The organism is Hymenobacter endophyticus, assembly GCF_032464715.1.
Lineage (GTDB): Bacteria > Bacteroidota > Bacteroidia > Cytophagales > Hymenobacteraceae > Hymenobacter > Hymenobacter endophyticus.
The window spans coordinates 60,479-87,040 of the sequence record NZ_JAWDJT010000009.1; the positions used below are offsets into that span (position 1 = coordinate 60,479).

A 26,562-nucleotide genomic window follows, 5' to 3' on the forward strand; every position below is an offset into this window, starting at 1 on the left:
TGGCCCGCCTACGCGCCGCTACTTGCGGCCAGACTGTTGCAGCAGCCAAGTCGCTAGGTCGCGGCCAGCGTTGTAGTTCTCGAACGAGGTTGGAATCTTGCGGCCGTCCACGTACTCATTATACAGCCATGGGTCGCCCACGGCCAGCACGGTTCCTTTGCCCATTTTGGCCGTGGCAATGACGGTGTGCTCCCCCATCTTCACGAGCGGCGTGGCGGGGGCCTGCACTTTCAGCGGGGCCAGCTCCTTGATGTAGGCCGATTTGGAGGTTTTGAACACAGCGTTGCCGGCCGGGATATTCACCCGGCCCTGTTCAAATTCGCTGCCCTTCACCATGTTTAGGTTCAGGGGCAGAAACTCCATCCCAAAGGCCCGGGCCAGGGTATTAAAGCGCGGGATTTCGCAGTTGCTGGTGTCGTTGGCCATCAGCATCAGCGTACCGCCATCCTGCACCCATTTCTTCAGGGCCTGCACGTCGGCGGGCTGCACGAAGTTGGGCTGCGGGGTTTCCTTTTTGGTGTCCGGGTCCACGATGATGAACACGTCCACACCTTTCAGCGCGGCGGCCGTAGGCGCAGCGCTGATGGTGGCAGTTTTCGCACCCAGGTCGCGGAACTGCTGGCCCCAGAAATAGAAGCCGCCGTGGGTTCGGTCGTCCCAGGTATAGTGCCAGGTTTCCTGCTGACCGCTCAGGGCGTTTTTGCGCAGCTCGTGGTTGAAGTAATTGTCCACGGCCACGGTTTTACCCTGGCCTACGGCATTGGCGGCGGTTTCCATCTCCACGCTGGCCAGAATGAACGGGCCCACGCCTTTCAGGTCGTTCTTGCGCAGCGGCTCGGTGAGGTAGTACTCGAAGCTGCCGTCGCGGTAGGGCTTGCCGCCGAGGCCGCCCACGCTCACGGTGCCGTTGAAGGTCAGCGCGCCGCTTTCTTCGGCCACAAACTGCTTCAGCAGGCCGTCGTAGCCTTTGCGGGCGGCGGCAGCGTACTTCTTGTCGAGGTAGCCCATACGCACACCTTTCTGCAGGAAATACACGAACATGCTGCTACCCGAGGCCTCCTGGTAGTTGCCCTTGCGCGTGGCCTGGTCCATCACCAGCGCCCAGGTGCCAGTGCTGGCCCCCTGGTACTTCACCAGCACCGGCGCCAGGCGCTGCACATCTTTGATGAGCTGCTGGCGCTGCGGATGGTTCTGGGGGAAATAATCCAGCACATCTACCAGCGCCATGGCGTACCAGCCCAGGCCCCGGTCCCAGAAATTGGGCGACTGGCCGGTGGTTTTGTTGGCCCACTGCTGCTCCCGGCTCTCGTCGTAGCCGTGGTACATGAGGCCGGTTTTGGGGTCGGTGAGGTTCTGTTCAATCAGGGCAAACTGCTTGGCCACATCGTTGAAGCCGGCGGGCTGGTTGAAAACCTGGCTGTACTCGGCATAGAACGGCTCGGCCATGTAGAGGCCATCCAGCCACATCTGGTTGGTGTAGATTTTCTTGTGCCAGAAGCCGCCGGCCTTGGTGCGCGGCTGCCCCTCCAGCTGCTTGCGCAGCTGCTGGGCAGCCAGCCGGTACTTCTCGGCCTGGGGCACCGACATCTGGCTGAGCGTGAGCAGGGCGTGGCCGGTGGTCAGGTTGTCGAGGTTGTAGTCTTCCAGCTTATAGGTGCGGATGCTGCCGTCGGGGCGCACAAACTGGTCGAGGTCTTTCTGGATATAGGTGAAGTAGCGGGCGTCGCCGGTACGCTGCCACACCCGCTCCAGCGCCTTCAGCATCAGGCCCTGCTCATAGTCCCAGCGGGCCGTTTTGCGGTTGCCAATAACAATGGAATCCGGATGCCAGCTGATAAACGCATCGGCCATGCGCTGCGACATCGGCCGCGCCGCGGGTGCGGTCTGGGCCTGGGTGGAAAGCGAGGCGAGCAGGAAACCGGCAAACAGGAAAGAGCGGAAGGACATGAATGGGAAGCTAGAGCTAGAAAACTAGTTCCCCTCCTTGGAAAGGAGGGGCTAGGGGTGGTTGATTCGTTGAACGACTCGGGGTCAGGTCGTTCGGGCAAACAACATCAGCACGCGGGTCAACCACCCCAGCGTCGGCTGCGCCGCCGCATCCCCTCCTTTCCAAGGAGGGGAGCTTCGTTCCTACAGTTTGCTTACCGTCACCGTTTTCTTGGCCACCTTCTCGCCCATTTCCACGCCCTTTTTGGCGGCTTTGGTGTCGGTGTTGCGCAGGGTTACGGCTTTGCTGCGGGCACCCGTTACGCGCAGCAGCAGCTCGGCGCCGGGGGCGTAGCGCAGGTTATCGAAGCTGATGTTGCGGCTGTTCTGCACTTCCAGCACGGGCTTGGTTTCCTTGGACAGCAGCGTCAGGTTTTTGAAGCGGATATCGTCGGCTTCCTGGCACACGAGGCCTTTGTTGCATTCCAGCACGGTGTTTTCGATTTCCACGTTTTGCACCGCCATTTCGGGGAGGCCGCGCACCAGAATACCAGTATTGGCTCCTTTGCACGTCACGTTGGTGATGCGGAAATTTTTGAATTGCGGCGTGCCTTCGCCCAGCGGCTCGGCCTTGATTTCGGGTATGCCAAACGCTTCACCATTTACCTGCACGGGGTCCTTGGCGGCGTAGTACATGTCGAACAGAATAGCCTCGCCGGCAATGTCGGTCATGTCCACGCCGTCCACGAAGATGTTTTCCACCACGCCGCCCCGGCCCCGGGCCGTCTTGAAGCGCAGGCCCACATCGGTGCCCATGAAGGTGCAGTTGCTCACGTACAGGTTGCGCGCCCCGCCCGACATTTCCGAGCCAATCACGAAGCCGCCGTGGGCGTGGTACACTTTCGTATCCCGAATGATGAAGTTCTCGGTGGGCACGCCGCGCCGACGGCCTTCCGCGTCGCGGCCCGATTTGATGCAGATGCCGTCGTCGCCCACGTCAAAGGTGCAGCCTTCCACCAGGCCGTTGCGGCAGGATTCCAGGTCCAGGGCGTCGGTGTTTTGGCCGTACCAGGGGTTACGGGCCGTCACGTTGCGTAGCGTGATGTTGTCGCAGAGCAGCGGGTGAATGGTCCAGGCCGGGGAGTTCTGGATGGTGAAGTCTTCGAGCAGAATCTGCTTGCAGCGCTGCAGGCTGAGCATGTTGGGCCGCAGAAAATCCTTGAACTCGGCAAACTTGCTAAAGTCGGGCTCTTGCCCGGCCGCATAGGTCCAGGGCTTACTGAGTGTCGAGCCTTTGAGGGAGCCGGCCGAGGGGTACCAGGTCGTGCCTTTCTCGTCCACCACTCCGCCCGATTTCACGAGGCGCTGCCACTGGCCGGCGTTGAGCTTTTCCTTTTTCACCATGCGCCAGGCGTCGCCGGCCCCATCGAAGGTGCCTTCGCCGGTAATGGCAATGTTTTCAAGGTCGTAGCCGGAAATGGGCGACTGGTTGCGCACGGCATCCTCGCCTTCCCAGTTGGTTTTGATGAGCTGATAATCGGAGAGCTTGTTGCTGAACTGCACCAGCGCACCTTTGGCTACGTGCAGGTTCACGTTGCTTTTGAGCTGAATGGAACCCGTGAGCCAGAGGCCGCGCGGCACCAGCACCACGCCGCCTTGCTGGCTGCAGGCTTCAATGGCTTTGCGGAAGGCCTCGGTGTTAAGCGTCTGCCCGTCGGCCACGGCACCGTACTTGGTGATGTTGAAGGTATCCTTGCGGAAGTATGGCTGCAGCACAATGGGCAGCTCATAGGCGTACTTGCCGGCGAAGGCCAAAGGCTTGAGGTGAGCGGCAATACCCAGGTTCTGTTTTTTCACGTCCTGGGCTACCAGCTGGGCCACCCGCTCGGCGCCGTAGGCCGAGAAGTGCGTGTTATCAAGCTTGGTGTTGTTGGCGCCGTTCTGGTAGCTCCAGAACAGCGGCTTGGTGCCCGCGTCGCCGAGTTGGGAGTACATGGTCCAGGTAGCTTCGTGGGCGTCAATCAGCGGCACTTTCTGGGCTTTGGCAACTTCGCGCACCACGCCGGGGTATTCGCCGTGGTCGTCCTTGCGCTTGCCGGCCTCGTCAAAGTAGCGGCGGCCGACGGGCGTCAGCAGCACCGGGTTGGCACCCTTGGCGCGGGCTTCCCGCACGTAGCGGGTCAGGTTCTGGCGGTAGGCGGTTTGGGGGGCGGCGTAGCGGGCGGTGTCCTCCTGCTTGCTGTCGTTGTGGCCGAACTGGATGAACACCCAGTCGCCGGGCTTGAGTTGCTCCAGCACCTTGGCCCAGCGGCCTTCGTGGCGGAAGTTGCGGGTGCTGCGCCCGTTCATAGCGTGGTTCTGCAGCGCCACATTCGCATCGAAATACTGCCGGAAGTACATGCCCCAGCCCCGCTCGGCCTTGTCCAGCGGCTTATCCGACATGGTGGAATCCCCGACGAGGAAAATGGTGGGGTTCCGGTTGTCGGCGGGCGGGCGGAAAGCCAGCAGCAGCACGGCCAGCAGCAGAGCACAGAGTTGCTTCATATCGGGCGGGAATGGGAAGGAGCGTAGAACGAAAAGCGGCTCACCAAACAGCAGTTTTCCGGGAAGCCGGGCTGGTGAGTGAGTGCTGAATAGTCGTTAAGGTTAGCGGAATAGTTGGCCCTCACTGCACCCCGGCCGGCTATTTTTTGCGCAAACGTTATCGGGCACGTTGCCGGAAGCGGCCGGCGCCTCTGCTTACAGTAGTAAAACAGCTCTGCTCCCGCACGGCAGAAGACCAAACAACCTGCTCAATCACACCCGTATTTGCACTTCCGCCCCTACTCTCCCAACCGCCTCACCAGCCACAGCAGCGCGCTCAGCCCCGCACTCACCACGAGCATCGACACCCACGGCACGTACAGCCGGAAGCCCGGCCGCTCCACCCGCACGTCGCCCGGCAGCCGCCCGAACCAACTGAGTAGGCTACCGCCGCCCAGCCACAGCAGCGCCCCCAGCACCATCAGGCCCAGGCAGGAACAGCGTTTTACCGAGGTGGGGAGGCATGGAAGTTACGGGCGGGCTAATTCATGGAGTAAGGCATACAGCCGTCGCAAACCCATCGTTCCGTATCCATTCAAATCATCAATACTCTTCTTTTCCCCATGTTCATTCTCTACCGTCAGCTCAACGTGGTTGGTATGATTAACATGAACACTACCGTAATTATTTCGCAGGGCGGAATAATTGATATAAGACAGCAATTGGACGAGCTGCTCCCGTTGCGCGGGCGTCAGTGGTTTTTGCCGTTGAGCTTGTGAATTCTGGGTGCTGTCATATCTATCCGTCCGTTGCTCCCAGAACTGAATAGAGTCCCCTTTTACTGCAATGCGGGTGCGGACAGTTTGATGGTAAGCGTTAAAGCTTTCGTACGTAAGCTGTCTGATGTGACAAGGGACAGGCCGGGGATTATATTCCACGAATCCACCCGCAACGAAGGATAACAGCGAGGTACGGCGGTCTACCAACTTCCCCCCCCGCCCTCTCCACCTGGTAAAATCAGCGTATTCCAGAAGGTCCTGACCATTGCGCACAACCACCCGAGCTACGGGCTGACGACGGCGCACACCATTAGCAAAATTGCGCGCTACCTGAAACTTGGTTCCCATATCCAGCACGCAAAACACAAACGGAATATCCTTACGCCGGGCCAGCACCAGTAAATCAGGCAACCCGTTGTGGTCAAAATCGGCCTTAAACCAAGTTTGTGCTCCGCGTACCGCAAATCGGGTAGAACGATAAGGTCGGTACGCCAACACTGCTGAATCACCCAGCACAACTTCTTCAAATTCCCAACCGAATGGCCGGATAAGTTCCAGCACCTGCGCATCCGTTTCTATGGCAGCAATCCGGCCGGGCACGTACTTCTGCGCCGCTACCTGGCAAAAAATATCTGATGCAGCCCCAAGCACTAACAAAATCAGGGCAGTCAGGAAAAGATATTTACCGAAGTAGGCAGGCATAGAAACTAGTATTGCATATAGTTAAGTAAATACCACGCTTGGGCTCTGATCGGCAGGTTCTTACCGCCCACTACCCCTTGTTATCAAACACCGGCTCAATGCGTCCGTCGGCCCCCACTTGCAACGCGGCTTCGTAGCGGTTGCCGGTTTTGCTGGAGATGAAGCCGCGGATGACGCCGGTTTTGCCTTTGCGCAGGAGTTGGTTCATCTGGGTGTCGGTGAGGGTTTTGCCGCCCCACTCGAACGGAGCCCGGAACTGGCAGTCCTCGCGGAATCGGGAGCAGCCCCAGGCGCTTTTGCCCTTCAGCATCTGGCCCAGGCGGCACACCGGGCAGGGTATCTGGCCAGGGTCCTGGGAGGTCGTGGGCTTACTCTCGGCGGCGCGTACCAGCTCCAGGGTACGTTCGGTCGTGAGCCGGATGGCGGCTCCGAACTTGTTGCCGGCATCGTCCAGGAAACCCTGCATGACCTGGGTACGGCCTTTTTTTAGCAGGTCGCCCACCTGCTTATCGGTGAACTTCTTGCCCTCAAACTCCACTGGCAGCCGAAACTGGCAACCCTCCTTCCACCGTGAGCAGCCAAACGCCGACTTCCCGCGCAGCACGTGACCACCACCGCAGGCTGGGCACGGGCCCAGTGCACCGGGCACAGCGGGCGTGGCCGCTGCCGCCGGGGTTGGACGAGTAGCAGCCGCTTTACCAGCAACTGGCGCGGTTTGCACGGCGTTGGCTACAGTTACGGCGCGGCCGGAGCCGTCGTGCTTTACCTCGTGCACCATCTCGCGCACCAGGTGTTTCAGCTCGCCCAGAAATTGCTCCTGGTCGAGCTGGCCGCCTTCAATCTGGCGCAGCTTCCGCTCCCACTGCCCCGTCAGTTCCGCCGACTTCAGCGTGGGGTTGCGGATGAGGCCGATGAGCTCCACGCCGGTGGGCGTGGGCACTATCTTCTTCCGGTCGCGGCGGATGTAGCCGCGCTTGAACAGGGTTTCGATGATGGCGGCGCGGGTGGAGGGGCGGCCGATGCCATTTTCCTTCATGGCCTGGCGCAGCTCATCGTCGTCCACGTTGCGGCCGGCGGTTTCCATCCCCCGCAGCAGCATGGCCTCCGTGTATTCGCGGGGGGGCTGGGTTTGCTTGGCGTCGAGGCGGGGCTTGTGGGGGCCGGTTTCGTCCTTCTGGAAGCTGGGCAGCACGGTGCTCACCACGTCGTCGTCGCCTTCACCGGCCGCTTTGGGGCCCGAGGGAGCCTGCTGCTTCTCCGGGTCGCCGTACACTTCGCGCCAGCCGGGGCTCAGAATCTGGCGGCCCCGCACCCGGAAGGTGCGCCCGGCTACGTCGGCCGTCACGGTGGTATTCGACACCTCGCAATCGGGGTAAAATGCGGCCAGGAAGCGGCGCACGATGATGTCATACACCTGCTGCTCGGTGCCGTGCAGGCTGCCCGCGCTGGCCCCGGTGGGGATTATGGCGTGGTGGTCCGTCACCTTCTGGTTGTTGAACACCTTGGTACTCTTGCGGATTTTGCCCCCCGCCAGCAGCGGGGCCGCCAGGACTGCGTGCTGGCCGCCCAGCCCGCGCAGAATGCCGGGAATTTTGGGGTACTGGTCGTCGGGCAGGTAAGTGGTATCCACGCGGGGGTAGCTCACTACTTTTTTCTCGTAGAGGCCCTGCACCGTCTTGAGCGTGTCCTCAGCCGAGAGTCCCAGCTGGTTGTTGCACTGCACCTGCAAGGAGGTCAAATCAAACAAAGCAGGTGGGGATTCTAAGGCCTTTTTGATTTCCACGTTCGTGACCGTCAGGGGCTGGCCGGTTACCTGGGCCAGAGCCGCGTCGGCTTCCTCCTGGGTCACGAAGTAGCCGCGGGCTTTCAGACGGGCTTTTTCGTCGGGCTCATCATCGTCCTTGCCCTTTTTCACCACGGCTACGTGGCTGAACATGGTGCCCCGATACTCAGTGCGCAGCACCCAGTACGGCTCGGGCCGAAAGTTTTGAATTTCGTGGTAACGGTCCACCAGCAGGGCCAGCGTGGGCGTTTGTACCCGCCCGATGCTAAGCACCTGCCGCTGCCCGGGCGCGTACTTGAGCGTAAACAAGCGGGTAGCATTCAGGCCCAGCAGCCAGTCGCCCACGGCGCGACTTTTACCGGCCTGGTAGAGCGAGTCGAACTCCGAGCCCTCGCGCAGGTTCTGGAACCCTTGGCGGATGGCTTCTTCGGTGAGCGAGGAAATCCAGAGGCGCTTAGTGGGCTTACGGTACTTGGCCTCCAGCAGCACCCAGCGCTGAATTACCTCCCCTTCCTGCCCGGCGTCGCCGCAGTTGATAACTTCCTCGGCGGAGGCCAGCAGGTTTTTAATCACGTTGAACTGGCGCACCACCCCGTCGTCGCGGCGCATGAGCTTGATGCCGAACTGCTCAGGCAGCATGGGCAAATCATGAATGCTCCAGCGCTTCCACTCGGGGCGGTAGTCCTCGGGCTCGCGCAGCTGGCAGAAGTGGCCGAACGTCCAGGTTACCTGGTAGCCGTTGCCCTCGAAGTAGCCGTCCATTTTGCGGTTGGCACCCAGCACCTGGGCAATTTCGCGGGCCACGCTGGGCTTTTCGGCAATGCAAACTTTCACTCGTTGGTTCTCTCAAGTATGTGATAGTGCTGACACTAGACCAGCGGAGAATCAACAAAGATAGGGTGCAGAAAGGTCGAAATACAGTAGGAAATATACCCTATTGTGTAACAGGTTTGGGTACTAGCCGCACGGTGGCTACGCACCGAAAGCCCAGCCAGCATTGTGGCCCTTGATACAGTTGCCGGGAACTTACCGTAATCTGCCGCACCGACGACCGAAACGAACCGCCCTTAGCTATTCCCTTCGTTGCCGTCAGCTCGGCCACGTTACCAATGACGTGGTATAGTTTGCTGGCAGTTGGTGGATGGTTATAGATATATTCCGTAAAGAACTCCTGATACGCAGGACAGAAAAACGGCTGACCATTCTCTTCCGAAATAAAGTTTTCCCGCAATGTATATGGAAGCTGAAACACGGGTTTGTCTCTAGGTAAAGCGAAGGCTGTTACGCAGGAATCCAAGTTCTTTTCTTTGCGTAGCAGTACGGGCCTAAGACTGAATTTGGGAGGCCAAGGCACCAACTCTAAAGGCTCAGTGCCAACCGGCTGGTTTCCAGTTACAGCTTGTTCCCATTCTGTCTCCGTGGGTAAACGGTATTCAGCCATTACGTTGAAGTTGCGTAGCTCTGGGTGCTTCTTTTGAAACTCTGCCGATTGAAAATAGCCGTTGTTCACCATGCTGCTCCGCCATCGACAGTAGGCTACTGCTTGCTCATAGCTTATGCCCACCAACGGGTAATATCGAAATCCTGGATACCTGAAATAGTGAGCAACAAATGGATCCATTAAACGGGCACCAAGCTCTTCAGCAAATGTCTTCCAGACAGTAGAATCGGGAATTTGGCTTTGATAGAAGGTGTATGAGGAGTCGCACCTAATGTACTGTAGATATTCCAGCCAGTGAATATTGGCTACCTCTGCCTCATCCATGAAAAGATTATCGGATACTCGAACGACACCGGGTGGTTCGGGTAGTATCTGAGCAGGCGTCTTCCGTTGTGCTTGCGCCCAGCTGGAAATAATTAAACATATCAATACTACTAATCGTAAATCACACATACCTCCTATTTTAACAAGAATGGATAAGAGCCAACAACGGGGAGAAAAGTCTATTACTCCAGACTTTTCTCCCCGTTGTTTAAAGCAGTAATTGCTCAATACCTCTACTGCTTCACCGTTTCGGGGGCAATGCGGGTGGGCGTTTGCTGGCCGCTGATGATGCCGGCGGCGGCCCGGCCGATGGCCGTAATAACGGCCGTCATGTTGGCCAGGTCCAGGCTCTCCACTTCATCATCCACGGAGTGGTACTTTTTGTCGGTCGGAATCTGGTCGGTGCTGATGGTGTGGGCGGGCACGCCCAGGCGGGCCAGGGTGGCGTTATCGGAGCGGTAGAACAGGTTTTGCTCGGGATACGGGTCGGGTTCGAAGCGGAATACGGAGCCCCTGGCATTAGCCTGCAGCATCTTGCCGAAGTCGGACCGCTCGAAGCCGGTGATGAAGGCTGTGTTGGGACCGAACTTAGCCTGCTTGCCAATCATTTCGATGTTGAACATGGCCACTACGTTCTGTGGGTCGAGCTGTCGGGAGAAGTGCCGAGCCCCGAAACCGCCAATTTCCTCGGCCGTGAAAGCCACGAACACCAGCGGCCGGGCATTGTCGTTTTTCTTCTTGAAGTACTCGGCCAAAGCTACCACGGCGGTAGTGCCGCTGGCGTCGTCGTCGGCGCCGTTGGCAATGGAGTCGCCAGCCACGGCGGGCAGGAAGCCCAGGTGGTCGTAGTGGCCGCTGAATACCACTTGCTCGGTGGCGCGGGCGGCATCCTTACCGGGCAATACGCCCACCACGTTGCGCAGCTCCACGGTGCGGATGGTAGTGGTGGCCGCTACCTGAAACTTTAGGGGCGTAGCAGCTGGCGGGGCCAAGATCAGCAGGGTGGTGAACGGGGCTGGTTTCTCGGGACGCAGGCCGCCGCGCTTTACATAGCTGGTTACGCGGTTAAAAGCCGCCGCTTGCACGGGGTCGATAAATACGATGGTGTTTTCTTTGGGGTCCAGCAACGGCCGGATTTCCTTCATCAGGTTATCCTGGGGGCCCACGGTTACTACCCGGGGCGCGGGCTCGTCGGCCTCCGTCCAGTTGAGGTGGGGCTGGCCCGAAATCAGCAGCATTTTATCGGGAGCTACTTTTGCCCCGTTAATGGACACAAAAGCGGCGGCAGTACGGGCTTCGTAGGCCGGAAACGTCTGCATAAAGTTTTGCAGACCCGGCAACGGCTCCAAGCCGATGCGCTGAAACTCGGCGGCCAGAAACTCGGCGGCTTTTACACTGCCGGGCTTGCCCGTGGCGCGGCCCTGCATGTCATCGGCGGCCAGCGTACGGATAATCCGCTCAACGGTGGCTTGGGGCACACTGGGAGTTACGGCAGCAGTTGCAGACTTTTTTTGAGCAAGAACCTGAGTGGCAAACAGAGCAAGTACTAGAACGAAGGGGGGAATTTTTCGCATACCGCAAAATAACCATTTTGTTCTTTATCCGGTACCATTTGTTACCGGCACCCAAGCTGCCATTTCTTCTTCTTGCTTTTCCCTGACTTTTCGTTTGCCAATGCTCCGTTTTTGTTTGCCTCTTCTGTTGTTTGCGGCTGCCTGCCAAAACACTGTTCCAACCACCGAAAATACTCCGAATACTACCGCTTCGGCGGCAGTGCCAGCCGCGGAGCTGCGGGGTACCCGGTGGGTGCTGCACGCATTGGCGGGACAGGCCATTACGCCCACTGACCCCAGAGAACTGTACCTGCAGCTCAGCGCTACGGAGCAGCAGGTAGAGGGACAGGCCAGCTGCAACCGTTTCCGGGGGGCCGTGGAACTGCCGGCGGCTAATCAGCTGCGTTTTGGGCCGTTGATGTCCACCCGTATGGCCTGCCCGGATATGGCGCTGGAAACGGGCTTTGTAGGCGCACTCAATACCGCCCGCTCCTACCAGATCAGTGGGGATACGCTACGCCTGTACGGTGAGCAGGCAACAACTCCGCTGGCCGAATTACACCGAGGCCGTTAGCTTTCAGAACAAATCAGCCCCGACTACCATCTGAAAGTAGTCGGGGCTGATTCGTTCTGGGAAAGTGCTGGTTCTTATTCGGCAGCTGCTTTAGCATCAATGGCCGCCAGCACCGCCGCCCATTCCGCTTCAGTTTTGGCTTGGCTAGAACCAGGCGCATTTTTCAGGGCCGGTGCCAGCTCGGGAGCGGCAGCTTGCAGCGCCTTCAGTGTTAGTTTTACTGGCTCCAGTTTTTGGTCGGGGCGAAGCAGGAAATAAGTAGGCTTATCCTCAATCTTGTCATACCGCTCCCCACTGCTGTAAGCGCCCTGATAGCTAGCCTTCAGTAGTGTTTTGCCGAAGCGTTTGAGTAGCGTGTACTTGCCGGCATGGAGAACTTCTACGTACTCGGCCCGTTGCGCCGGTACAGGCGACTCCAGGAAACGCCGGAAGGTGCGCTTGTGCGCGGGTTGCAGACCAACGGGCACATCTAGCTCAAAGCCTGCCAGCTTACGGTCGTCCAGAGCCAGCGAGTCGCGCCGGTTTAGGGGCCTCATCAGGAGCCGCCGATTCAATACGTCGTATTTCAGCGGGATAGGTGCTAAAGGTACGCCCGTAGTCATGAGCAAGTGGCCTTGTAGCCAACGGTTGTCAACATAGGGCGTTCCAATGGTACCGTAGGAGTTGCCCCGAGGCAGGACCGCTGCCGCCCCATCAACTAGGGCGTCCATGTTAGCTTGGGCTGCTGCCCCCGCCTGTCCGATGGAAGTCTGCTGGCCGAAGGCCGAGCCGGCCAGCAAAGACACACACCCAATTCCGAAAAACCGACTAAGCATTACGAGGTAGAAATACAGTAAATGAACGAGGAATGTTTGGTGCCCTAAACTACTGTTTTTCCGTTGTTCCCGCGCAATTATCCCAATGTCAGTACTAAGTCGTCGGCGTTGACTAGGCTGCCTTCCGTGAGGCTCACCGCTTGGATGGTGGTATCGTCGGGGGCGGTGATGGTGGTTTCCATCTTCATGGCTTCGATGATGAAGAGCGGCTCGTTTTTGCGCACTTGTTGGCCGTTTTCTACCAGCACGCGGCTTAGCATGCCCTGCAGCGGTGCGCCTACCTGGCGGGGGTTGCCTTTATCGGCTTTGGGGTTGAGGATGCGCTTCACCTCCACCGAGGTATCCCGGATTTCCAGGTTGCGCGTCTGGCCATTGAGGGAGAAGAAGATGGTGCGGCAGCCGTCCTCGTTCACGGGCCCGATGCTTTGCAGACCGACGATGATGCTTTTGCCCCGGGCAATATCGATGATGGTTTCCTCGCCGGGCTGCAGGCCGTAGTAAAACACGCGGGTGGGTATCACCGATACGTCGCCGTACTCCTCCCGGTGCTGCCAGTACTGCTCAAATACTTTGGGGTAGAGCAGCCAGGAAAGCACATCGGTGAAGGAGGTGCGGCGGCCAAACTTTTCCTCGAATTTCTGCCATTCTGCCTCAAAGTTGATGGGGGCAAGGTGCTCATTGGGCCGGTCGGTGAAGGGCTGCTCGTCTTTGAGAATCAGCTTCTGCACCTCGGCGGGCCAGCCACCCTCGGGCTGGCCAATGTCGCCCCTGAACAGCTCCCGCACCGATTCCGGGAAGCTGAGGCCCTGGCCTTTTTCCAGCACGTCGCGGGTGGTGAGGTTGTTGCTGACCAGAAACAGAGCCATATCCCCCACCACTTTCGAGCTGGGCGTCACCTTCACAATGTCACCGAAAAGCTGATTAACGTCGGCAAAAGTCGTTTTTACGGTTTCAAACTTGTCGAGCAGCCCCAACGAAGCCGCCTGGGGCCGCAGGTTGGAGTACTGCCCCCCCGGAATTTCGTGCTGAAACACCTCCGAAGTGCCCGCTTTCAACCCCGACTCAAACGGATAGTAGTACTCGCGTACGGTTTCCCAGTAGTTGCTGAATTCATTGAGCGAGAGTTGGTCGAACTCCCGGTGGCGCTCCTGCCCGCGCAGCATTTCCACCACGGAGTTGAAGTTGGGCTGCGCCGTCAGGCCCGAGAGACTGCCCAGGGCCACGTCAATGACGTCCACGCCGGCCTCTACGGCCTTGAGGTAAGTGGCGGCCTGCAGACTACTGGTATCGTGGGTGTGCAGGTGAATGGGCAGACTGATGGTGTCGCGCAGAGCCGTTATCAGCTCGGTGGCGGCGTAGGGCTTCAGCAGCCCGGCCATGTCCTTGATGCACAGTATATGCGCGCCGGCATCCTCAATCTGACGGGCCAGGCGCAGGTAGTACTCCAGGTTATATTTCTGGTTGCGCTTGGCGTCCAGAATGTCGCCGGTGTAGCAGATGCTGGCTTCGGCCAACCGGTCGGTTTTGTTGCGCACGAACCCAATACAGGCTTCCATGCCCGGCATCCAGTTCAGGGAGTCGAAGATGCGGAACACGTCGATGCCGGTTTCGGCGGCCTGCTGCACAAACCGCTCCGTGAGGTTGTCGGGGTAAGCCTTGTAGCCCACGCCATTCGCCCCCCGAATCAGCATCTGAAGCAGGATATTGGGCACGGCGGCGCGCAGCTTGGCCAGCCGCTCCCAGGGGTCTTCGTGCAGGAAGCGCAGGGCTACATCAAACGTGGCCCCACCCCAACACTCCAGGGAGAAGGTTTGGGGGTGCTGGTGGGCGTACCGCTCGGCCACCTTCAGCATGTCGAAGGTGCGCATACGGGTGGCCAGCAGGCTCTGGTGGGCGTCGCGGAGGGTGGTGTCGGTGTAGTGAATCTGCGGGTCGGCGCGCAACCACTTGGCAAACTCCTCGGGGCCCAGCTCGGTGAGCTTGTTCTTGGTGCCGGGAGACGGGGGTGTGCTAGGGTCGAATTGCGGGAGGCGGGGCTTGCGCAGGTCGCGCTTGGGGTCCACGAGGCCGCGCACGTCGGGGTTGCCATTCACAATTACGTCGCCGAGGAAGCTGAGGACTTTGGTGGCCCGGTCCTGGCGGGGCTTGAACTTGAACAGCTCCTGGTGGTCCTTGATGAAGTCCACGTTGGCCTCGCCGGCCATGAATACCGGGTGGGCAATGATGTTCTGCAGAAACTGAATGTTGGTACTTACCCCGCGCACCCGGAACTCATCAAGGGTGCGGGCCATCTTCTGGGCCGCACCGTCCAGAGTGGGCGCGTGGGCCGATACCTTCACCAGCAGAGAGTCAAAAAACGGCGACACTTTTACGCCGGTATACACCGAGCCCTGGTCGAGCCGGATGCCGAACCCGCCCGCCGAGCGGTAGGCCGTAATGGTGCCGTAATCGGGCTTGAAATCCTGCTCGGGGTCTTCGGTGGTGATGCGGCATTGAATGGCATAGCCCATCTTCAGCGGCGTGATGTCCGGCCCTAGCCCAATTTCGGCGTCGGTGAGGCGGCGGCCGTCGGCAATGTGCAGCTGGGTTTTGATGAGGTCCACGCCGGTTATCATCTCCGTCACGGTGTGCTCCACCTGAATACGCGGGTTCACCTCAATGAAGTAGATGCGGTCCTGCTCGGGGTTCACCAGGAATTCCACGGTGCCCACGTTGTTGTAGTTCACGGCCCGGCCTAGGCGTAGGGCGTACTCATACAGCAGGTGGCGCAGGTGGTCGGGCAGGTGCAGAGACGGAGCCACTTCCACCACTTTCTGGTAGCGGCGCTGCACCGAACAATCCCGCTCGTAGAGGTGGGTAAGGCCGCCGTGGTTGTCGGCCACCAGCTGCACCTCAATGTGCTTGGGCCGCTCCACAAACTTCTCCAGAAATACGGTATCATCGCCAAACGCTTTCAGGGCTTCGTTGCGGGCCTCAAAAAACCCTCGCTCCAGCTGCTCATCATCCCGAATCACGCGCATACCGCGCCCCCCGCCCCCACTGGCTGCTTTCAGCATCACGGGGTAGCCAATGCGGTGGGCTTCCTCCAGGGCCACGTCCAGGTCGGTCAGGTCTTGCTCACTGCTCTCGATAATGGGCACCTGGCACTCCACGGCCACCCGCTTGGCGGCCACTTTGTCGCCGAGGGCTTCCATTACTTCCGGGCGCGGACCCACGAAAATGATGCCCTCCTCGCGGCAGCGCCGGGCCAGAGTGGCATTTTCGCTCAGGAAGCCGTAGCCGGGGTGAATAGCATCGGCCCCGTTTTCCTTGGCCGTCCGGATAATGCCTTCAATATCCAGGTAGGGCTTCAGCGGCTCATCGTCGCGGCCCACCTGGTAGGCTTCGTCGGCTTTGTAGCGGTGCAAGGAGTAGCGGTCCTCGTAGGTGTAGATGGCAACCGTTTGAATGCCCAGTTCGGTGGCAGCACGCAGCACGCGAATGGCAATTTCGCCCCGGTTAGCGACCAGCAGTTTGCGGATGTTCATCAGTTTCAGGAGAAGAGGGAAAGTGGAACAGAGAAGCGGTGCAAGCTACGCAACGAAGGCGGGATTCATCAGCGAATATTTGCTAAATGTTTATTTTTCGCAGAACATCGAGTACCGTATGCCTGATTTTGAAGTTGTGAAACCAAAGCTGTCTGGTCGAGTTAATCAACTACAGCTTTCTGATTTCTACAATTTCTACCATGCATTTCTCCGGTAAAAACATTCTTATCGTGGGCGCTTCCTCGGGCATTGGCCTGGCTACGGCCCGACTGCTGCACGGCCTGGGCGCCAGCCTATATACCGCCTCCCGCCACCAGTCGGCCGAGTTGGCCGAGCTCAGCACCACCTTTTTGCCGCTCGACGTGACCCAGCCCTTCGGCACGACGCTGGACGGCCTGCCCGAGATACTGCACGGCGTGGTGTACTGCCCCGGCAACATCAAGCTGCGGCCCTTCGAGCGGATTCCGGTGGAGGATTTCCGCGGAGATTTTGAGTTGAACGTGCTGGGCGCGGTGCAGGTGCTGCAGGCCAGCATGAAGCGGCTGAAGAAAGCGGGCGGCGCCTCGGTGGTACTGTTCAGCACCGTGGCCGCCGAAACGGGCATGGCGTTTCATGCCAGCATTGCCACCGCCAAAGCCGCCGTGGAAGGCCTCACCCGCGCCCTAGCCGCCGAGTACGCCGCCAGTAATATCCGGGTGAATGCCGTGGCCCCCTCCCTCACCAATACGCCCTTGGCCGCCGCCTTGCTCAATACCCCCGAGAAGGCCGAAGCCAGCGCCAAGCGCCACCCGCTCCAGCGCATCGGGGAACCCGAAGACCTGGCGTACATGGCCTCTTTCCTGCTCTCCGACCACGGCTCCTTTATTACCGGCCAAGTGCTACCCGTGGATGGGGGCATGGGTCGGCTAAAGTAGGGCGCTTCACCTCAACTTTATCATCCAAATCAGGGTTATACCACTATGGAACCGCAACCCACCCCTCCCGCCGAATCGGCCACGGCACTGAAAGCCCGCATCAAGCAAGCTTATCTGGAATACGTGCAGCGCAAGGGCGCGCCGCCGGCTTCGGTGTTCAAGCTTACGCACAAGCTGGGACTACCCGAACAGGATTTCTACCGCTTCTATGCCAACTTTGAGGGTATTGACCGGGAAATCTGGGCCGACTTCGGGCGTGATGCGCGCACGGTAGCTGCCCAGGAGCCCGTGTGGGAGCAGTACGGCAGCCGCGAAAAGCTGCTCGGGTTCTACTACACCTTGCTGGAGCTGCTAAAACGTAACCGTAGCTATGCCCTCCAGAGCCTGCGCCGCTCTCTGCACAGCATGCCAGGGCTTACCCCCCGGGTGCTCGCTGATTTCCGGCAGGAGTTTGAGGTGTTTGTGGGCGAAATCCTGCGGGAAGGCCGCCGTACCGAGGAAGTAGCCAGCCGCCCGCTGCTGCAGGACCAGTACCCCCGCGCTTTCTGGCAGCAAATGCTGTTTGTGCTGGGCTTTTTCGCCAAGGATGATACCGTGGACTTTGCGCGCACCGATGCCGCCGTGGAAAAGGCGGTTACCCTGAGCTTTGACCTGGTGGGCCGTAACACCCTGGATTCGGCGACTGATTTCATCCGGTTTCTGGTGCGCCGGTAGCTTCTTTCCGAACGATAACACTTCAACCAGCAGTCATCCTGCGCAGCACGAAGGACCTTACAGCGTAAGCACAAGCCGTTAGCGCGATAATCCGGCAGGCGTGGTTAGGTTCTTCGCGCTGCGCAGGATGACAAGCGCAAACGGTCTATTTATATGGACGATACCCCCAAGCCTCTCACTTCCCTTCCTACCACCAAAGTAGCCCGGGCGGCGCGCTTCGCCAAAACCGGCCTCAACGTGGGGGCCAACTACGTGAAGCACTACGCCAAGCGGGCCGTGGGCGCTGATAGCCCTACCGCCGACCTGCACGCCGCCAACGCGGCCGAGCTGTACGGTACGCTCAGCGAAATGAAAGGCTCGGTGCTGAAAGTGGCCCAGATGCTGGCCATGGAAAAAAACCTGCTACCCACCGCTTACGCCGACCAGTTTGCCCAGGCCCAGTACCAGACCCCGCCGTTGTCGGGCCCGCTGGTAGTGAAGGCGTTTCGGGATGCGTTTGGCAAGTCGCCGTTTGAGGTGTTCGATGAGTTTGACATCAACGCCCGCCAGGCGGCCAGCATCGGGCAGGTGCACGCGGCCCGCAAGCAGGGCTTGCAGCTGGCTGTAAAAGTGCAGTACCCAGGCGTGGCCGACAGCATCCGTTCTGATATTAGACTAGTGAAGCCTATTGCGCTGCGCGTACTGGGCCTTGATGAGGCCACCGTGCGCCCCTACATGCAGGAAGTGGAAACCCGTTTGCTGGAGGAAACCGACTACGCCCTGGAGCTAAACCGGGGCCAGCAGATTGCCGCCGCTTGTGCCCACTTGCCTCATCTGCAGTTCCCCATGTACTACCCCGAGCTGTCTTCTAGCCGCATCCTGACCATGGATTGGCTGCCCGGTCAGCACATGAAGGAGTTTCTGGAAACTACCCCCGGCCAGGCAGTGCGCAACCAGCTTGGCCAAGCTCTGTGGGATTTCTACATGTTCCAGCTCAACGAACTGCGCCAAGTGCACGCCGATCCGCACCCCGGCAATTTCCTGCTCACTGACAACAGCGGTGGCACCGTGGGCGTGCTGGATTTTGGTTGCGTAAAGGAAATTCCGGCCGAGGTGCATCGTCTGTTCACGGCCCTGCTCACGCCTGCAACCCTCGCCGACCCCGCCCGCCTGGCGGCGCTGCTGGAAGAGGGTGGCGTGCTACGCCCCGATGACCCCGCCGCCCGCCGCGAATTTTACGTGCGCACCATGCAGGCCTCCCTGGAGCTGGTGGGCCGCCCCTTCCGCCAGCCCACCTTCGATTTTGGCGACCCGGCCTACATGCAGAGCCTCTATGCCCTCGGCGACGACCTGATGCAGGAGCCCGAGCTGCGCCAGCAGCGTGAGCCCCGGGGCTCCGAGCACTTCATCTACATCAACCGCACCTATGTGGGCCTCTACGCCCTGCTTACGGAGCTGCGCGCCTTCATCCGCACCACTCCTACCGAATAATTGATAGGTTGTCAAACCAAACCGGCACACCAGAGTTTAAGCATCCTGACCAACCTGTGTATTTACACGAGTTGCGTCAGGATGCTTTTTCTCTCCCACCTCTATTTCCCTTTCATGAAAAGAATCTGGACCCTCTGCGCGGCGCTGTTAAACCTAGTATCGGTAGCCTCGGCCCAATCGACGATGAGCTGCTGCACCAAACCCGCTGCCGGCCAGGCTGCTACCGAGGTATTCGCCATGCTGGCCTCTAACGAGGACTTCTCGGGGGGCCATGATGCTCCACTGCCTTTCACCTACGCCGGCGAAGGCCGCCTGATTGAGTTTAAAACCACCGACGGTCAGCCAGGTAAAGCCTTCGAAATCAAAAGCAAAGCCAAGTCGGATAAATACCTCTTCGTGATTCATGAGTGGTGGGGCCTGAATGACTACATCAAACAGGAAGCCGGCCGCTTCGCCGAGGAGCTGCCCGGCGTCAACATCATTGCTCTCGACCTCTACGACGGCCAGGTAGCCACCAACGCCGACCAAGCCGGCAAGCTGATGCAGGGCGTAAAAACCGAGCGTGCCCAGGCCATCATTAACGGGGCCCTCACGTACGCCGGCCCCAATGCCAAAATCAGCAGTATCGGCTGGTGCTTCGGTGGCGGTTGGAGCATCCAGACGGCGCTATTGGCTGGCTCCAAAGCAAAGGCTTGCGTGGCTTACTACGGCATGCCGGAGAAGGACGTGGCTAAGCTCAAAACGCTGAACACCGATGTACTGTTCGTGTTTGCCAAGCAGGACAAGTGGATCAACCAGGAAGTAGTAGACCAGTTCCGCAAGGACATGGCCGCCGCCAAAAAAGGCCTCACGGTGAAAACCTACGATGCCGACCACGCCTTCGCCAACCCTTCTAACCCCAAGTACAACAAAGCCATGGCCGCCGACGCCCACGCCGCTGCCGTCACCTACCTACAGAAGAACCTGAAGCTAAAATAGCTTTCGGAGGTATCAAGGACAGTAGCGCCGACTTTGTGGTTTGCGCTACTGTCCTTGAATTTGCCACAAAGAGAAGGCTGCCCGAGCGGGCAGCCTTCTCTTGTTTCAGCCTGAATGATTGTAGAGACGCGACACTTCGCGTCTTCTGCCAGAACAACCGGAACCACACCACCGCAACAACGTCAGCACGCACCGGGACGCACACGCGCCTCTTCCTGATTTTCCATACCGCAGAGAATCTGCTACCTTTTAGCTCCCACTAGCGTCCCGCGCCATGTCTACCATTCTCGCTTCCCCGGTTCAGCAACTGCTGAACGAGTACGCCGAAAGCCACCAGAACCCCACTAATAAGCTGGTACATTGGGTGTGCGTGCCATTGATTATGTTCGCCATTCTGGGACTGTTGTGGTCAGTGCCAGTGCTGGCGGCCGTGCGTGTTCTGAGTCCGTGGCTGAATTGGGGCACGGTGGTACTGGTGCTGGCGTTGGGGTACTATGTGCGCCTGAGCCCCCGTCTGGCGGTAGGTATGCTGTTGGTGTGGCTGCTGATGGCCGGCATGCTCCGCTTCGTGGGCAGCTACGCGCCCCTGCCTCTGTGGGCCATTTGCCTCATCATATTCGTGCTGGCCTGGATTGGCCAGTTCTGGGGCCATAAGGTGGAAGGCAAGAAGCCCAGCTTCCTCAAAGACCTGCAGTTTCTGCTCATCGGCCCGCTATGGCTGCTGCATTTCATCTACCGCCGGCTGGGCTGGCGGTATTGATGGTTTGTTGGATGCAGTAAAACGTCATGCAGAGGCGCAATCGAAGTATGTCGCGTGCTGATGTATGAATGATATTGCACCGTCAACCACTCCATGGCCCGGGGTTTAATCCCTGGGCTATTGAAACAATGTCAGCACGCGAGATGCTTCGATTGCGCCTCTGCATGACGTTCTACCTTGTCCATCACCTCACCCCAAAAACCTACTCCAGCAGTCGGGCCTGAAGCTGAGCCAGGCTTTCGGGCAGTTGCTGCAGGTCATCGAGCACGAAGTAGAGGTCCTGGAATTTGTCTTTCTCGAAGGGGGTGTCCAGCACACCATTGAGGGTAAAGGGCAGGCGGGTGGGCGCGTCACTGAGGCTAAATTTCACTTCGCCGTGCGAAGACAGCAGCCCCGCCCCGTAGATGCGCAGGCCATCGGGCTGCTGCATCAAGCCAAACTCGGCCGTAAACCAGTACAGGCGCGTGAACTGCTCCAACGTGCCGGGCCAGCGCCGGCCGTGGTGCACGGCGGCCGCACCCAGCTTCTGCAGAAAATCGGCAAAGCTGGCATCCGTCAGCAGTGGTACGTGCCCGAACACGTCATGGAACATATCGGGCTCTTCGAGGTAATCAAGCTGCTCCAAGGTGCGCAGCCAAGTGGTAGCGGGGAATTTGCGGTCGGCCAGCAGCTGGAAGAAGATGGCGTCATCTACAATGCCCGGCACCACCACCAGCTCCCAGCCCGTCAGTTCCCGCAGGCGCGGGTTCACCTCCTGGAAATCGGGAATAGCATCCCGCCTGAAGCCTACCCGGCGTACGCCCTCCAGAAACGCCTCGGCGGCGCGGCCGGGCAGGAGCGCCATCTGGCGGTCAAACAGCAGCTGCCACACGTGTTGGTCGGCGGCAGTGTAGTGGGAATAAGCTTGCGTGAGCAGCGGCAAGGTGGCGGAAGCAACGGGAGCGGCAGAAACAGACTGCATAAAACGAGAACAAAAAAGGTAGAAAAAGAAAAAGCCTGCCTCCGCAGGAAGCGGAAGCAGGCTTGAAAAGACGTTGGGAGGGTGAAGTGCTATGCTCAGATCCTCGCGTACGCCGTGGCCGCTCCGCTCCGGAGGGGAGCGTAATAAGTGGCGGCGTAATAATAGCGGGACGTGAACAGCAGCATGGGCAGCAAAGGTAAGCAGGTTTTTGGTTTATCGGCTTTAATAAAGCCCCCTCGTGCTGAGCACAGCCGAGCAAAGGGCGCTACTCCACTGGCTGCAGCTCCCAGCCGCTCGACAGCAGAGCGGCCAGCTCAGCTACGCTTTCGGTGAGCTGTTCCCAGCTGTTGAGCACGAAATACTGGTCCTGTAAATGAGCCTCGCTGTAGGACGTGTGCAGCACGGTGGCCAGGTCGAAAGGGAAGCGGCGGGCAACGTCGCCGATGCAATGGTGAATTTCACCGGAAGAAGAGAGCAAACCGGCCCCGTACATCCGCGTCTGCCCGTGCTCCTCTACCAACCCAAACTGCACCGTGAAACCGTAGAGCCGTTCCAGGCGAGCCAGGGCAGTGGGGTCGTCGAGGTGCTGCGCCGCTACCTGACCCAGGAAGTGCAGAAAATCGGCAAAAGCCTGATCCATGAGCAGTGGCACGTGCCCGAACACGCCGTGAAACAGATCAGGCTCCTCAATGAAATCAAACTGCGCCATGCTCCGAATCCAGACGGTGGCCGGGAACTTGCGCTGGGCCAACAGCCCAAAGAACTCGGCATCGTTCAGCATGCCCTGCACGGGCTCCAGCTGCCAGCCGGTGGCCTTACGCAGCCGCTGACTTACCTCCCCAAAATCAGGAATGGCGTTGCGGTGAAACCCTACTGCCTCCAGGCCTTTGCCAAACGCCGAGCAGGCTCGCTTGTGAAGCAGGGCCGTCTGGCGGTCAAATAATACCTTCCAAACCAACTGATCCTGGGAAGTGTACTGGTCGTAGCGTTGCTGTATCATAGCGGAAAGGGCAGAAAAAAAGCCCGGCTCCTTGCGGGAGTCGGGCTCTTGTGTGGATTTCAGAGGAGAAACATGCTGCTGTTCTCCCTATCCGCAAAAGCGCCCGACCTCGTCCTGGACAGGACGATTAATGGTCATAAAGCACTTCACAGATAGATTCAGCATGTTGATGCAAATATAGAAGAATTTCAGAATACACAGTTTTTAAGCCCCTCTATTTTTTACGGCTATTTCCCCTAAATACATCTATTTAGTTCATAACGTACCCTGTATTGCAGGGTCTATGATGGAAAATACAGTCGTTCATTAGCTCATCCCCCATCAAGTAAGGGAGCCACACATTCAAACATGCCAGTTCTGCTAAACCTAGTCCAAACGCGACGCTTGATATTCCAACCACGGTCAGTCAATCAGTTGACGGTATCACGTAGCAACGAGTTGAGAAGTGGCGGGTGCTACTGCGTGCGGAGTTAAATCAATCAGGTTGTTCTGCGGAGCGAAGTTGAGGTGCTGCCAGCGCTTCGTTAAATAGCGCAGGTAAAGCGGGGGTGATGTTCCAACTTTGCTCCGTCGGAAGTTCCTATGTAGCCTGCCTAACGCACTTACTCCAACTCCTCGCGCAGCTGGTACACTTTGCGCAGGTTGCGGATCAGGCGCTCTGATTCCTGAAAATTCAGCGTTTGGGCGCCGTCGGAGGCGGCTTCTTCGGGCTTTTCGTGGGCTTCGTAGATGATGCCATCGGCCCCGGCCATTACGCCGGCTAGCGCCATCGTGGGCACGTACTCCCGGATACCGATGCCGTGGGAGGGGTCGACGATGACGGGCAGGTGGGTTTTCTCTTTCAAAATGGGCACAGCATTCAAATCCAGTGTGTTGCGCGAGGCCGTTTCAAAGGTCCGGATGCCCCGCTCACAGAGGATTAGCTTCTCATTGCCCCCCGAAAATACGTACTCGGCTGAGGAGAGCAACTCTTCCAGAGTACCCGAAATTCCGCGTTTAATCATTACGGGTTTATCCACGCCGCCCAGCGCATCTAGCAGGTTGAAATTCTGGGTGTTGCGCGCCCCCACCTGGAATACATCCACGTAGTCGTGCATCTCCTCCACCTGCGACACCTGCATTACCTCCGTCACGATTTTGATGCCCCGCTCCCGGGCCATGCGGTGGAAATCCTTGAGGCCTTCCATACCCAACCCCCGGAACGCGTACGGCGACGAACGGGGCTTGAATACGCCCCCGCGCATAATGCGCACATCGTTATCCACGAGGTGCTGCATGATTAGCTCCATCTGCTTTTCGCTCTCGATGCTGCACGGGCCGGCCGCCAGCGTGAGTGAGCCTTCCCCGATGCGTACTCCGTCACCGAGGTCGAGTACGGTGGGGCGCACGCGCCATTTGCGGCTCACCAGCTTGTAGTCGTCGGATACGCGGTGGATGTCGAGGATGCCGGGCAGCTGGCCGATGGTACGCAGGTCGATATCGGCTTTGCCGATGGCCACCAGGTAGTGGGCACGCTGGGTTTTAACTTCCGTGGTTTTATACTTGAGCCCCGTGATGCGGGCCAGAATATCGGCCTTCGAGGTTTCGGTGATATGGGGGTCGAGTTGGATGATCATGTGGGGAGGGAGAATCGTCTGTCATCCTGCGCAAGCGCCGGATGACAGATTCATAACTGCTACTTACTTGAGGACAGAAGAAACAAACTGCTTGGCGGCGGCTGGGGCGTCGTCAACACCTTCCAGCGCGCGGATGAAGGCGGAGCCGATGATGGCGCCCTCAGCGTACTGGCAGGCATTCTGGAACGAGGCTTTGTCGCCGATGCCGAAGCCGATGAGGCGAGGGTTGCGCAAGTTCATGGCTTCGATGCGCTGGAAATACGCTTCCTGCACGCCCTCGGCCTGGGTGTTGGCCCCGCCCGTGGTGCCGGGCCCCGACACGAGGTAGAGGAACGAGTCGGTTAGCTCATCAATGCGACGGATGCGCTCCGGGGCGGTTTGCGGAGTAATCAGGAACACTGGCCGCAGGTTGTGGCGGCGGAAGATATCCTGATACTCGGCCACATAATCGTCGAGGGGCAAATCGGGCAGGATAACGCCGTCGGCGCCGGCAGCAGCGGCTTCGCGGCAGAAGTTGTCCACCCCAAACTGCATCACCGGGTTGAGGTAGCCCATCAGCAGAATCGGCGTTTCGGGTACCTCCTGGCGAATTCCTTTCAACTGCTCAAACAGCACCCGCAGGTTCATGCCATTGGCCAGGGCCACCGTGCTGCTCGCCTGAATCACCGGCCCATCAGCCAATGGGTCCGAAAACGGCATCCCAATTTCGATGAGGTCGGCCCCGGCTTCGCTCAGGGCTTTAAGCAGGGGCACCGTATCGTGCAGGCTGGGGTAGCCAGCCGTGAAGTAAATGTTGAGCAGGTTCTTCTGCTTTTTGTTGAAGGCGTCTTTGATGCGGTTCATGTCACGTGATAATATCTGTCATACTGAGCGAAGCAGAGCCTAAGTCGAAGCGTCACGCGTGCGGACGTTGCAGCAGTAGCTCAACGCTTTAAGCGAGATACTTCGACTCCGCTCCGCTGCGCTCAGCATGACAATGCCATTGCCTTACATAATAGCGTCAGCGTACTTGATGTAGGTTTCCAGGTCCTTATCGCCGCGGCCGGAGAGGTTGATGACGACCACATCATCGGGCCCCGCCCCTAACTGACTTAGAGCCGCCAGGGCATGGGCCGTTTCCAGGGCTGGGATGATGCCTTCCAAGCGGCTGAGCTCTGCCACGGCTACCAGAGCTTCCTCATCTTCGATGCTGATAAACCGGGCCCGACCCGAATCGGCCAGAAACGCGTGTAGCGGCCCAATGCCGGGGTAATCAAGGCCCGCCGAGAGGGAATATGGCTCGGTAATCTGCCCGTCCTCGTCCTGCATGAGCAGGGTGCGGCTGCCGTGGATGATGCCCGGTTTGCCCAGCACCGACGTAGCCGCCGAGTGGCCCGAGTTGACGCCGTGCCCGGCTGCTTCCACGGCCACCAGCTGCACAGCCGGCTCTTCCAGGAAATGGTAAAACGCCCCGGCCGCGTTGGAGCCGCCGCCCACGCAGGCCACCACGTAATTGGGCAGCTCGGAGCCCGTTTTCTCCAGCAGCTGCCTGCGCATTTCCTCACTGATAACGGCCTGCAGGCGCGCCACTAAGTCGGGGTACGGGTGCGGGCCCACCACCGAGCCGATAATATAGTGCGTATCCACGGGGTTGCTGATCCAGTCCCGGATGGCCTCGTTGGTGGCGTCTTTGAGGGTGCGGCTACCACTCATGGCCGCCCGTACTTCGGCCCCAAGCAAGCGCATGCGGTACACGTTGGGCTTCTGCCGCTCCATGTCAATTTCGCCCATGTACACAATGCACTGCATGCCCATGAGGGCGCACACCGTAGCCGTGGCCACGCCGTGCTGCCCGGCGCCGGTTTCGGCAATAATGCGCGTTTTGCCCAGGCGTTTGGCCAGCAGAATCTGCCCCACGGTGTTGTTTACCTTGTGGGCGCCGGTGTGGCAGAGGTCTTCGCGCTTGAGGTAGATTCGGGTGTTGTACTTGGCCGAGAGGCGCTTGGCCTCGAACAGCGGCGTGGGCCGGCCCACGTAGTCGCGTAGCAGCAGCTGGTACTCCTGTTGAAACGCGGGGTCGGCCAGAATATGCAGGTATTGCTGACGCAGCTCTTCCACGTTGGGATAGAGCATTTCGGGGATGAACGCGCCCCCGAACTGGCCGTAGTAGCCGCGTTCTGTGGGTTGTTGGTAGGTTGGGGTCATGGTTGGGAAGCCAGGGGC

Annotated in this window: 20 protein-coding genes; 6 read left to right on the forward strand and 14 right to left on the reverse strand. The window is 59.3% G+C overall.

Going from position 1 to position 26,562, the window contains the following annotated elements; genetic code table 11:
- Positions 1-18: 18 nt before the first annotated feature.
- The 7 genes from ROI90_RS13970 to ROI90_RS14000 form a co-directional block, all read right to left on the reverse strand.
- Positions 19-1,947, reverse strand: coding sequence for a glycoside hydrolase family 88 protein (locus tag ROI90_RS13970; protein ID WP_315998971.1), 1,929 nt, complete (start codon positions 1,945-1,947; stop codon positions 19-21).
- 183 nt (positions 1,948-2,130) lie between these two features.
- A complete protein-coding gene (locus ROI90_RS13975; protein ID WP_315998972.1) occupies positions 2,131-4,470 on the reverse strand; it encodes a glycosyl hydrolase family 28 protein in 2,340 nt (779 codons plus the stop codon).
- Positions 4,471-4,748: 278 nt separating this feature from the next.
- On the reverse strand, positions 4,749-4,931 hold the full coding sequence (locus tag ROI90_RS13980; protein ID WP_315998973.1) for a DUF2905 domain-containing protein: 183 nt from the start codon (positions 4,929-4,931) through the stop codon (positions 4,749-4,751).
- A 48-nt stretch (positions 4,932-4,979) separates the two neighbouring features.
- Entirely contained in the window at positions 4,980-5,930 is a 951-nt protein-coding gene (locus tag ROI90_RS13985; RefSeq protein WP_315998974.1) for a hypothetical protein, read from the reverse strand.
- A gap of 70 nt (positions 5,931-6,000) precedes the next feature.
- A complete protein-coding gene (locus ROI90_RS13990; RefSeq protein ID WP_315998975.1) occupies positions 6,001-8,547 on the reverse strand; it encodes a type IA DNA topoisomerase in 2,547 nt (848 codons plus the stop codon).
- 100 nt (positions 8,548-8,647) lie between these two features.
- The gene (locus ROI90_RS13995; protein ID WP_315998976.1) at positions 8,648-9,607 is read right to left on the reverse strand and encodes a formylglycine-generating enzyme family protein; all 960 of its coding nucleotides are present in this window, start codon (positions 9,605-9,607) and stop codon (positions 8,648-8,650) included.
- A gap of 104 nt (positions 9,608-9,711) precedes the next feature.
- On the reverse strand, positions 9,712-10,956 hold the full coding sequence (locus tag ROI90_RS14000; RefSeq protein WP_315998977.1) for a M20/M25/M40 family metallo-hydrolase: 1,245 nt from the start codon (positions 10,954-10,956) through the stop codon (positions 9,712-9,714).
- Between the two features lie 211 nt (positions 10,957-11,167).
- Between ROI90_RS14000 and ROI90_RS14005 the strand changes: the two genes are divergently transcribed.
- Positions 11,168-11,605, forward strand: a complete 438-nt coding sequence (locus ROI90_RS14005; RefSeq protein WP_315998978.1) for an META domain-containing protein — start codon at positions 11,168-11,170, stop codon at positions 11,603-11,605.
- A 74-nt stretch (positions 11,606-11,679) separates the two neighbouring features.
- Here the strand turns inward: ROI90_RS14005 and ROI90_RS14010 are convergent, their stop codons facing one another.
- Both ROI90_RS14010 and ROI90_RS14015 read right to left on the reverse strand, forming a co-directional pair.
- On the reverse strand, positions 11,680-12,420 hold the full coding sequence (locus ROI90_RS14010; protein ID WP_315998979.1) for a hypothetical protein: 741 nt from the start codon (positions 12,418-12,420) through the stop codon (positions 11,680-11,682).
- Positions 12,421-12,497: 77 nt separating this feature from the next.
- On the reverse strand, positions 12,498-15,947 hold the full coding sequence (locus ROI90_RS14015; RefSeq protein ID WP_315998980.1) for a pyruvate carboxylase: 3,450 nt from the start codon (positions 15,945-15,947) through the stop codon (positions 12,498-12,500).
- A 200-nt stretch (positions 15,948-16,147) separates the two neighbouring features.
- Between ROI90_RS14015 and ROI90_RS14020 the strand changes: the two genes are divergently transcribed.
- The 5 genes from ROI90_RS14020 (at position 16,148) to ROI90_RS14040 (ending at position 20,783) form a co-directional block, all read left to right on the forward strand.
- On the forward strand, positions 16,148-16,861 hold the full coding sequence (locus tag ROI90_RS14020) for an SDR family NAD(P)-dependent oxidoreductase (RefSeq protein ID WP_315998981.1): 714 nt from the start codon (positions 16,148-16,150) through the stop codon (positions 16,859-16,861).
- A 45-nt stretch (positions 16,862-16,906) separates the two neighbouring features.
- Complete coding sequence (locus tag ROI90_RS14025) at positions 16,907-17,575, forward strand: TetR/AcrR family transcriptional regulator (RefSeq protein WP_315998982.1); 669 nt, start codon at positions 16,907-16,909, stop codon at positions 17,573-17,575.
- A 153-nt stretch (positions 17,576-17,728) separates the two neighbouring features.
- Positions 17,729-19,045: an ABC1 kinase family protein gene (locus ROI90_RS14030; RefSeq protein ID WP_315998983.1), complete on the forward strand. Its 1,317-nt coding sequence runs from the start codon at positions 17,729-17,731 to the stop codon at positions 19,043-19,045.
- 114 nt (positions 19,046-19,159) lie between these two features.
- Positions 19,160-20,023 (forward strand): dienelactone hydrolase family protein, encoded by an 864-nt coding sequence (locus tag ROI90_RS14035; protein WP_315998984.1) that lies wholly within the window; start codon positions 19,160-19,162, stop codon positions 20,021-20,023.
- Positions 20,024-20,297: 274 nt separating this feature from the next.
- Positions 20,298-20,783, forward strand: coding sequence for an Mpo1 family 2-hydroxy fatty acid dioxygenase (locus tag ROI90_RS14040; RefSeq protein WP_315998985.1), 486 nt, complete (start codon positions 20,298-20,300; stop codon positions 20,781-20,783).
- A gap of 202 nt (positions 20,784-20,985) precedes the next feature.
- Here ROI90_RS14040 and phhA read toward each other — a convergent pair whose 3' ends face one another.
- The 5 genes from phhA to trpB all read right to left on the reverse strand — a co-directional run bounded on the left by phhA (position 20,986) and on the right by trpB (position 26,544).
- Positions 20,986-21,744, reverse strand: a complete 759-nt coding sequence (gene phhA / locus ROI90_RS14045) for a phenylalanine 4-monooxygenase (protein WP_315998986.1) — start codon at positions 21,742-21,744, stop codon at positions 20,986-20,988.
- Positions 21,745-22,009: 265 nt separating this feature from the next.
- On the reverse strand, positions 22,010-22,744 hold the full coding sequence (locus ROI90_RS14050; RefSeq protein ID WP_315998987.1) for a phenylalanine 4-monooxygenase: 735 nt from the start codon (positions 22,742-22,744) through the stop codon (positions 22,010-22,012).
- Positions 22,745-23,346: 602 nt separating this feature from the next.
- A complete protein-coding gene (aroF, locus tag ROI90_RS14055; RefSeq protein WP_315998988.1) occupies positions 23,347-24,360 on the reverse strand; it encodes a 3-deoxy-7-phosphoheptulonate synthase in 1,014 nt (337 codons plus the stop codon).
- 63 nt (positions 24,361-24,423) lie between these two features.
- Positions 24,424-25,203, reverse strand: a complete 780-nt coding sequence (gene trpA / locus ROI90_RS14060) for a tryptophan synthase subunit alpha (protein WP_315998989.1) — start codon at positions 25,201-25,203, stop codon at positions 24,424-24,426.
- Between the two features lie 144 nt (positions 25,204-25,347).
- On the reverse strand, positions 25,348-26,544 hold the full coding sequence (gene trpB / locus ROI90_RS14065) for a tryptophan synthase subunit beta (RefSeq protein WP_315998990.1): 1,197 nt from the start codon (positions 26,542-26,544) through the stop codon (positions 25,348-25,350).
- Positions 26,545-26,562 lie beyond the last annotated feature (18 nt).

What these genes read in the sequence shown, in the direction of transcription:
- phhA (WP_315998986.1), bottom strand. Translation starts at nt 21,744, where the DNA reads ATGCAGTCTGTTTCTGCCGCTCCCGTTGCTTCCGCCACCTTGCCGCTG.
- trpA (WP_315998989.1), bottom strand. Translation starts at nt 25,203, where the DNA reads ATGAACCGCATCAAAGACGCCTTCAACAAAAAGCAGAAGAACCTGCTC.
- ROI90_RS13980 (WP_315998973.1), bottom strand. Translation starts at nt 4,931, where the DNA reads ATGGTGCTGGGGGCGCTGCTGTGGCTGGGCGGCGGTAGCCTACTCAGT.
- ROI90_RS14040 (WP_315998985.1), top strand. Translation starts at nt 20,298, where the DNA reads ATGTCTACCATTCTCGCTTCCCCGGTTCAGCAACTGCTGAACGAGTAC.
- ROI90_RS13975 (WP_315998972.1), bottom strand. Translation starts at nt 4,470, where the DNA reads ATGAAGCAACTCTGTGCTCTGCTGCTGGCCGTGCTGCTGCTGGCTTTC.
- ROI90_RS14035 (WP_315998984.1), top strand. Translation starts at nt 19,160, where the DNA reads ATGAAAAGAATCTGGACCCTCTGCGCGGCGCTGTTAAACCTAGTATCG.
- ROI90_RS14010 (WP_315998979.1), bottom strand. Translation starts at nt 12,420, where the DNA reads ATGCTTAGTCGGTTTTTCGGAATTGGGTGTGTGTCTTTGCTGGCCGGC.
- ROI90_RS14025 (WP_315998982.1), top strand. Translation starts at nt 16,907, where the DNA reads ATGGAACCGCAACCCACCCCTCCCGCCGAATCGGCCACGGCACTGAAA.
- ROI90_RS13970 (WP_315998971.1), bottom strand. Translation starts at nt 1,947, where the DNA reads ATGTCCTTCCGCTCTTTCCTGTTTGCCGGTTTCCTGCTCGCCTCGCTT.
- ROI90_RS14050 (WP_315998987.1), bottom strand. Translation starts at nt 22,744, where the DNA reads ATGATACAGCAACGCTACGACCAGTACACTTCCCAGGATCAGTTGGTT.
- aroF (WP_315998988.1), bottom strand. Translation starts at nt 24,360, where the DNA reads ATGATCATCCAACTCGACCCCCATATCACCGAAACCTCGAAGGCCGAT.
- trpB (WP_315998990.1), bottom strand. Translation starts at nt 26,544, where the DNA reads ATGACCCCAACCTACCAACAACCCACAGAACGCGGCTACTACGGCCAG.
- ROI90_RS14020 (WP_315998981.1), top strand. Translation starts at nt 16,148, where the DNA reads ATGCATTTCTCCGGTAAAAACATTCTTATCGTGGGCGCTTCCTCGGGC.
- ROI90_RS14015 (WP_315998980.1), bottom strand. Translation starts at nt 15,947, where the DNA reads ATGAACATCCGCAAACTGCTGGTCGCTAACCGGGGCGAAATTGCCATT.
- ROI90_RS13995 (WP_315998976.1), bottom strand. Translation starts at nt 9,607, where the DNA reads ATGTGTGATTTACGATTAGTAGTATTGATATGTTTAATTATTTCCAGC.
- ROI90_RS13985 (WP_315998974.1), bottom strand. Translation starts at nt 5,930, where the DNA reads ATGCCTGCCTACTTCGGTAAATATCTTTTCCTGACTGCCCTGATTTTG.
- ROI90_RS14030 (WP_315998983.1), top strand. Translation starts at nt 17,729, where the DNA reads ATGGACGATACCCCCAAGCCTCTCACTTCCCTTCCTACCACCAAAGTA.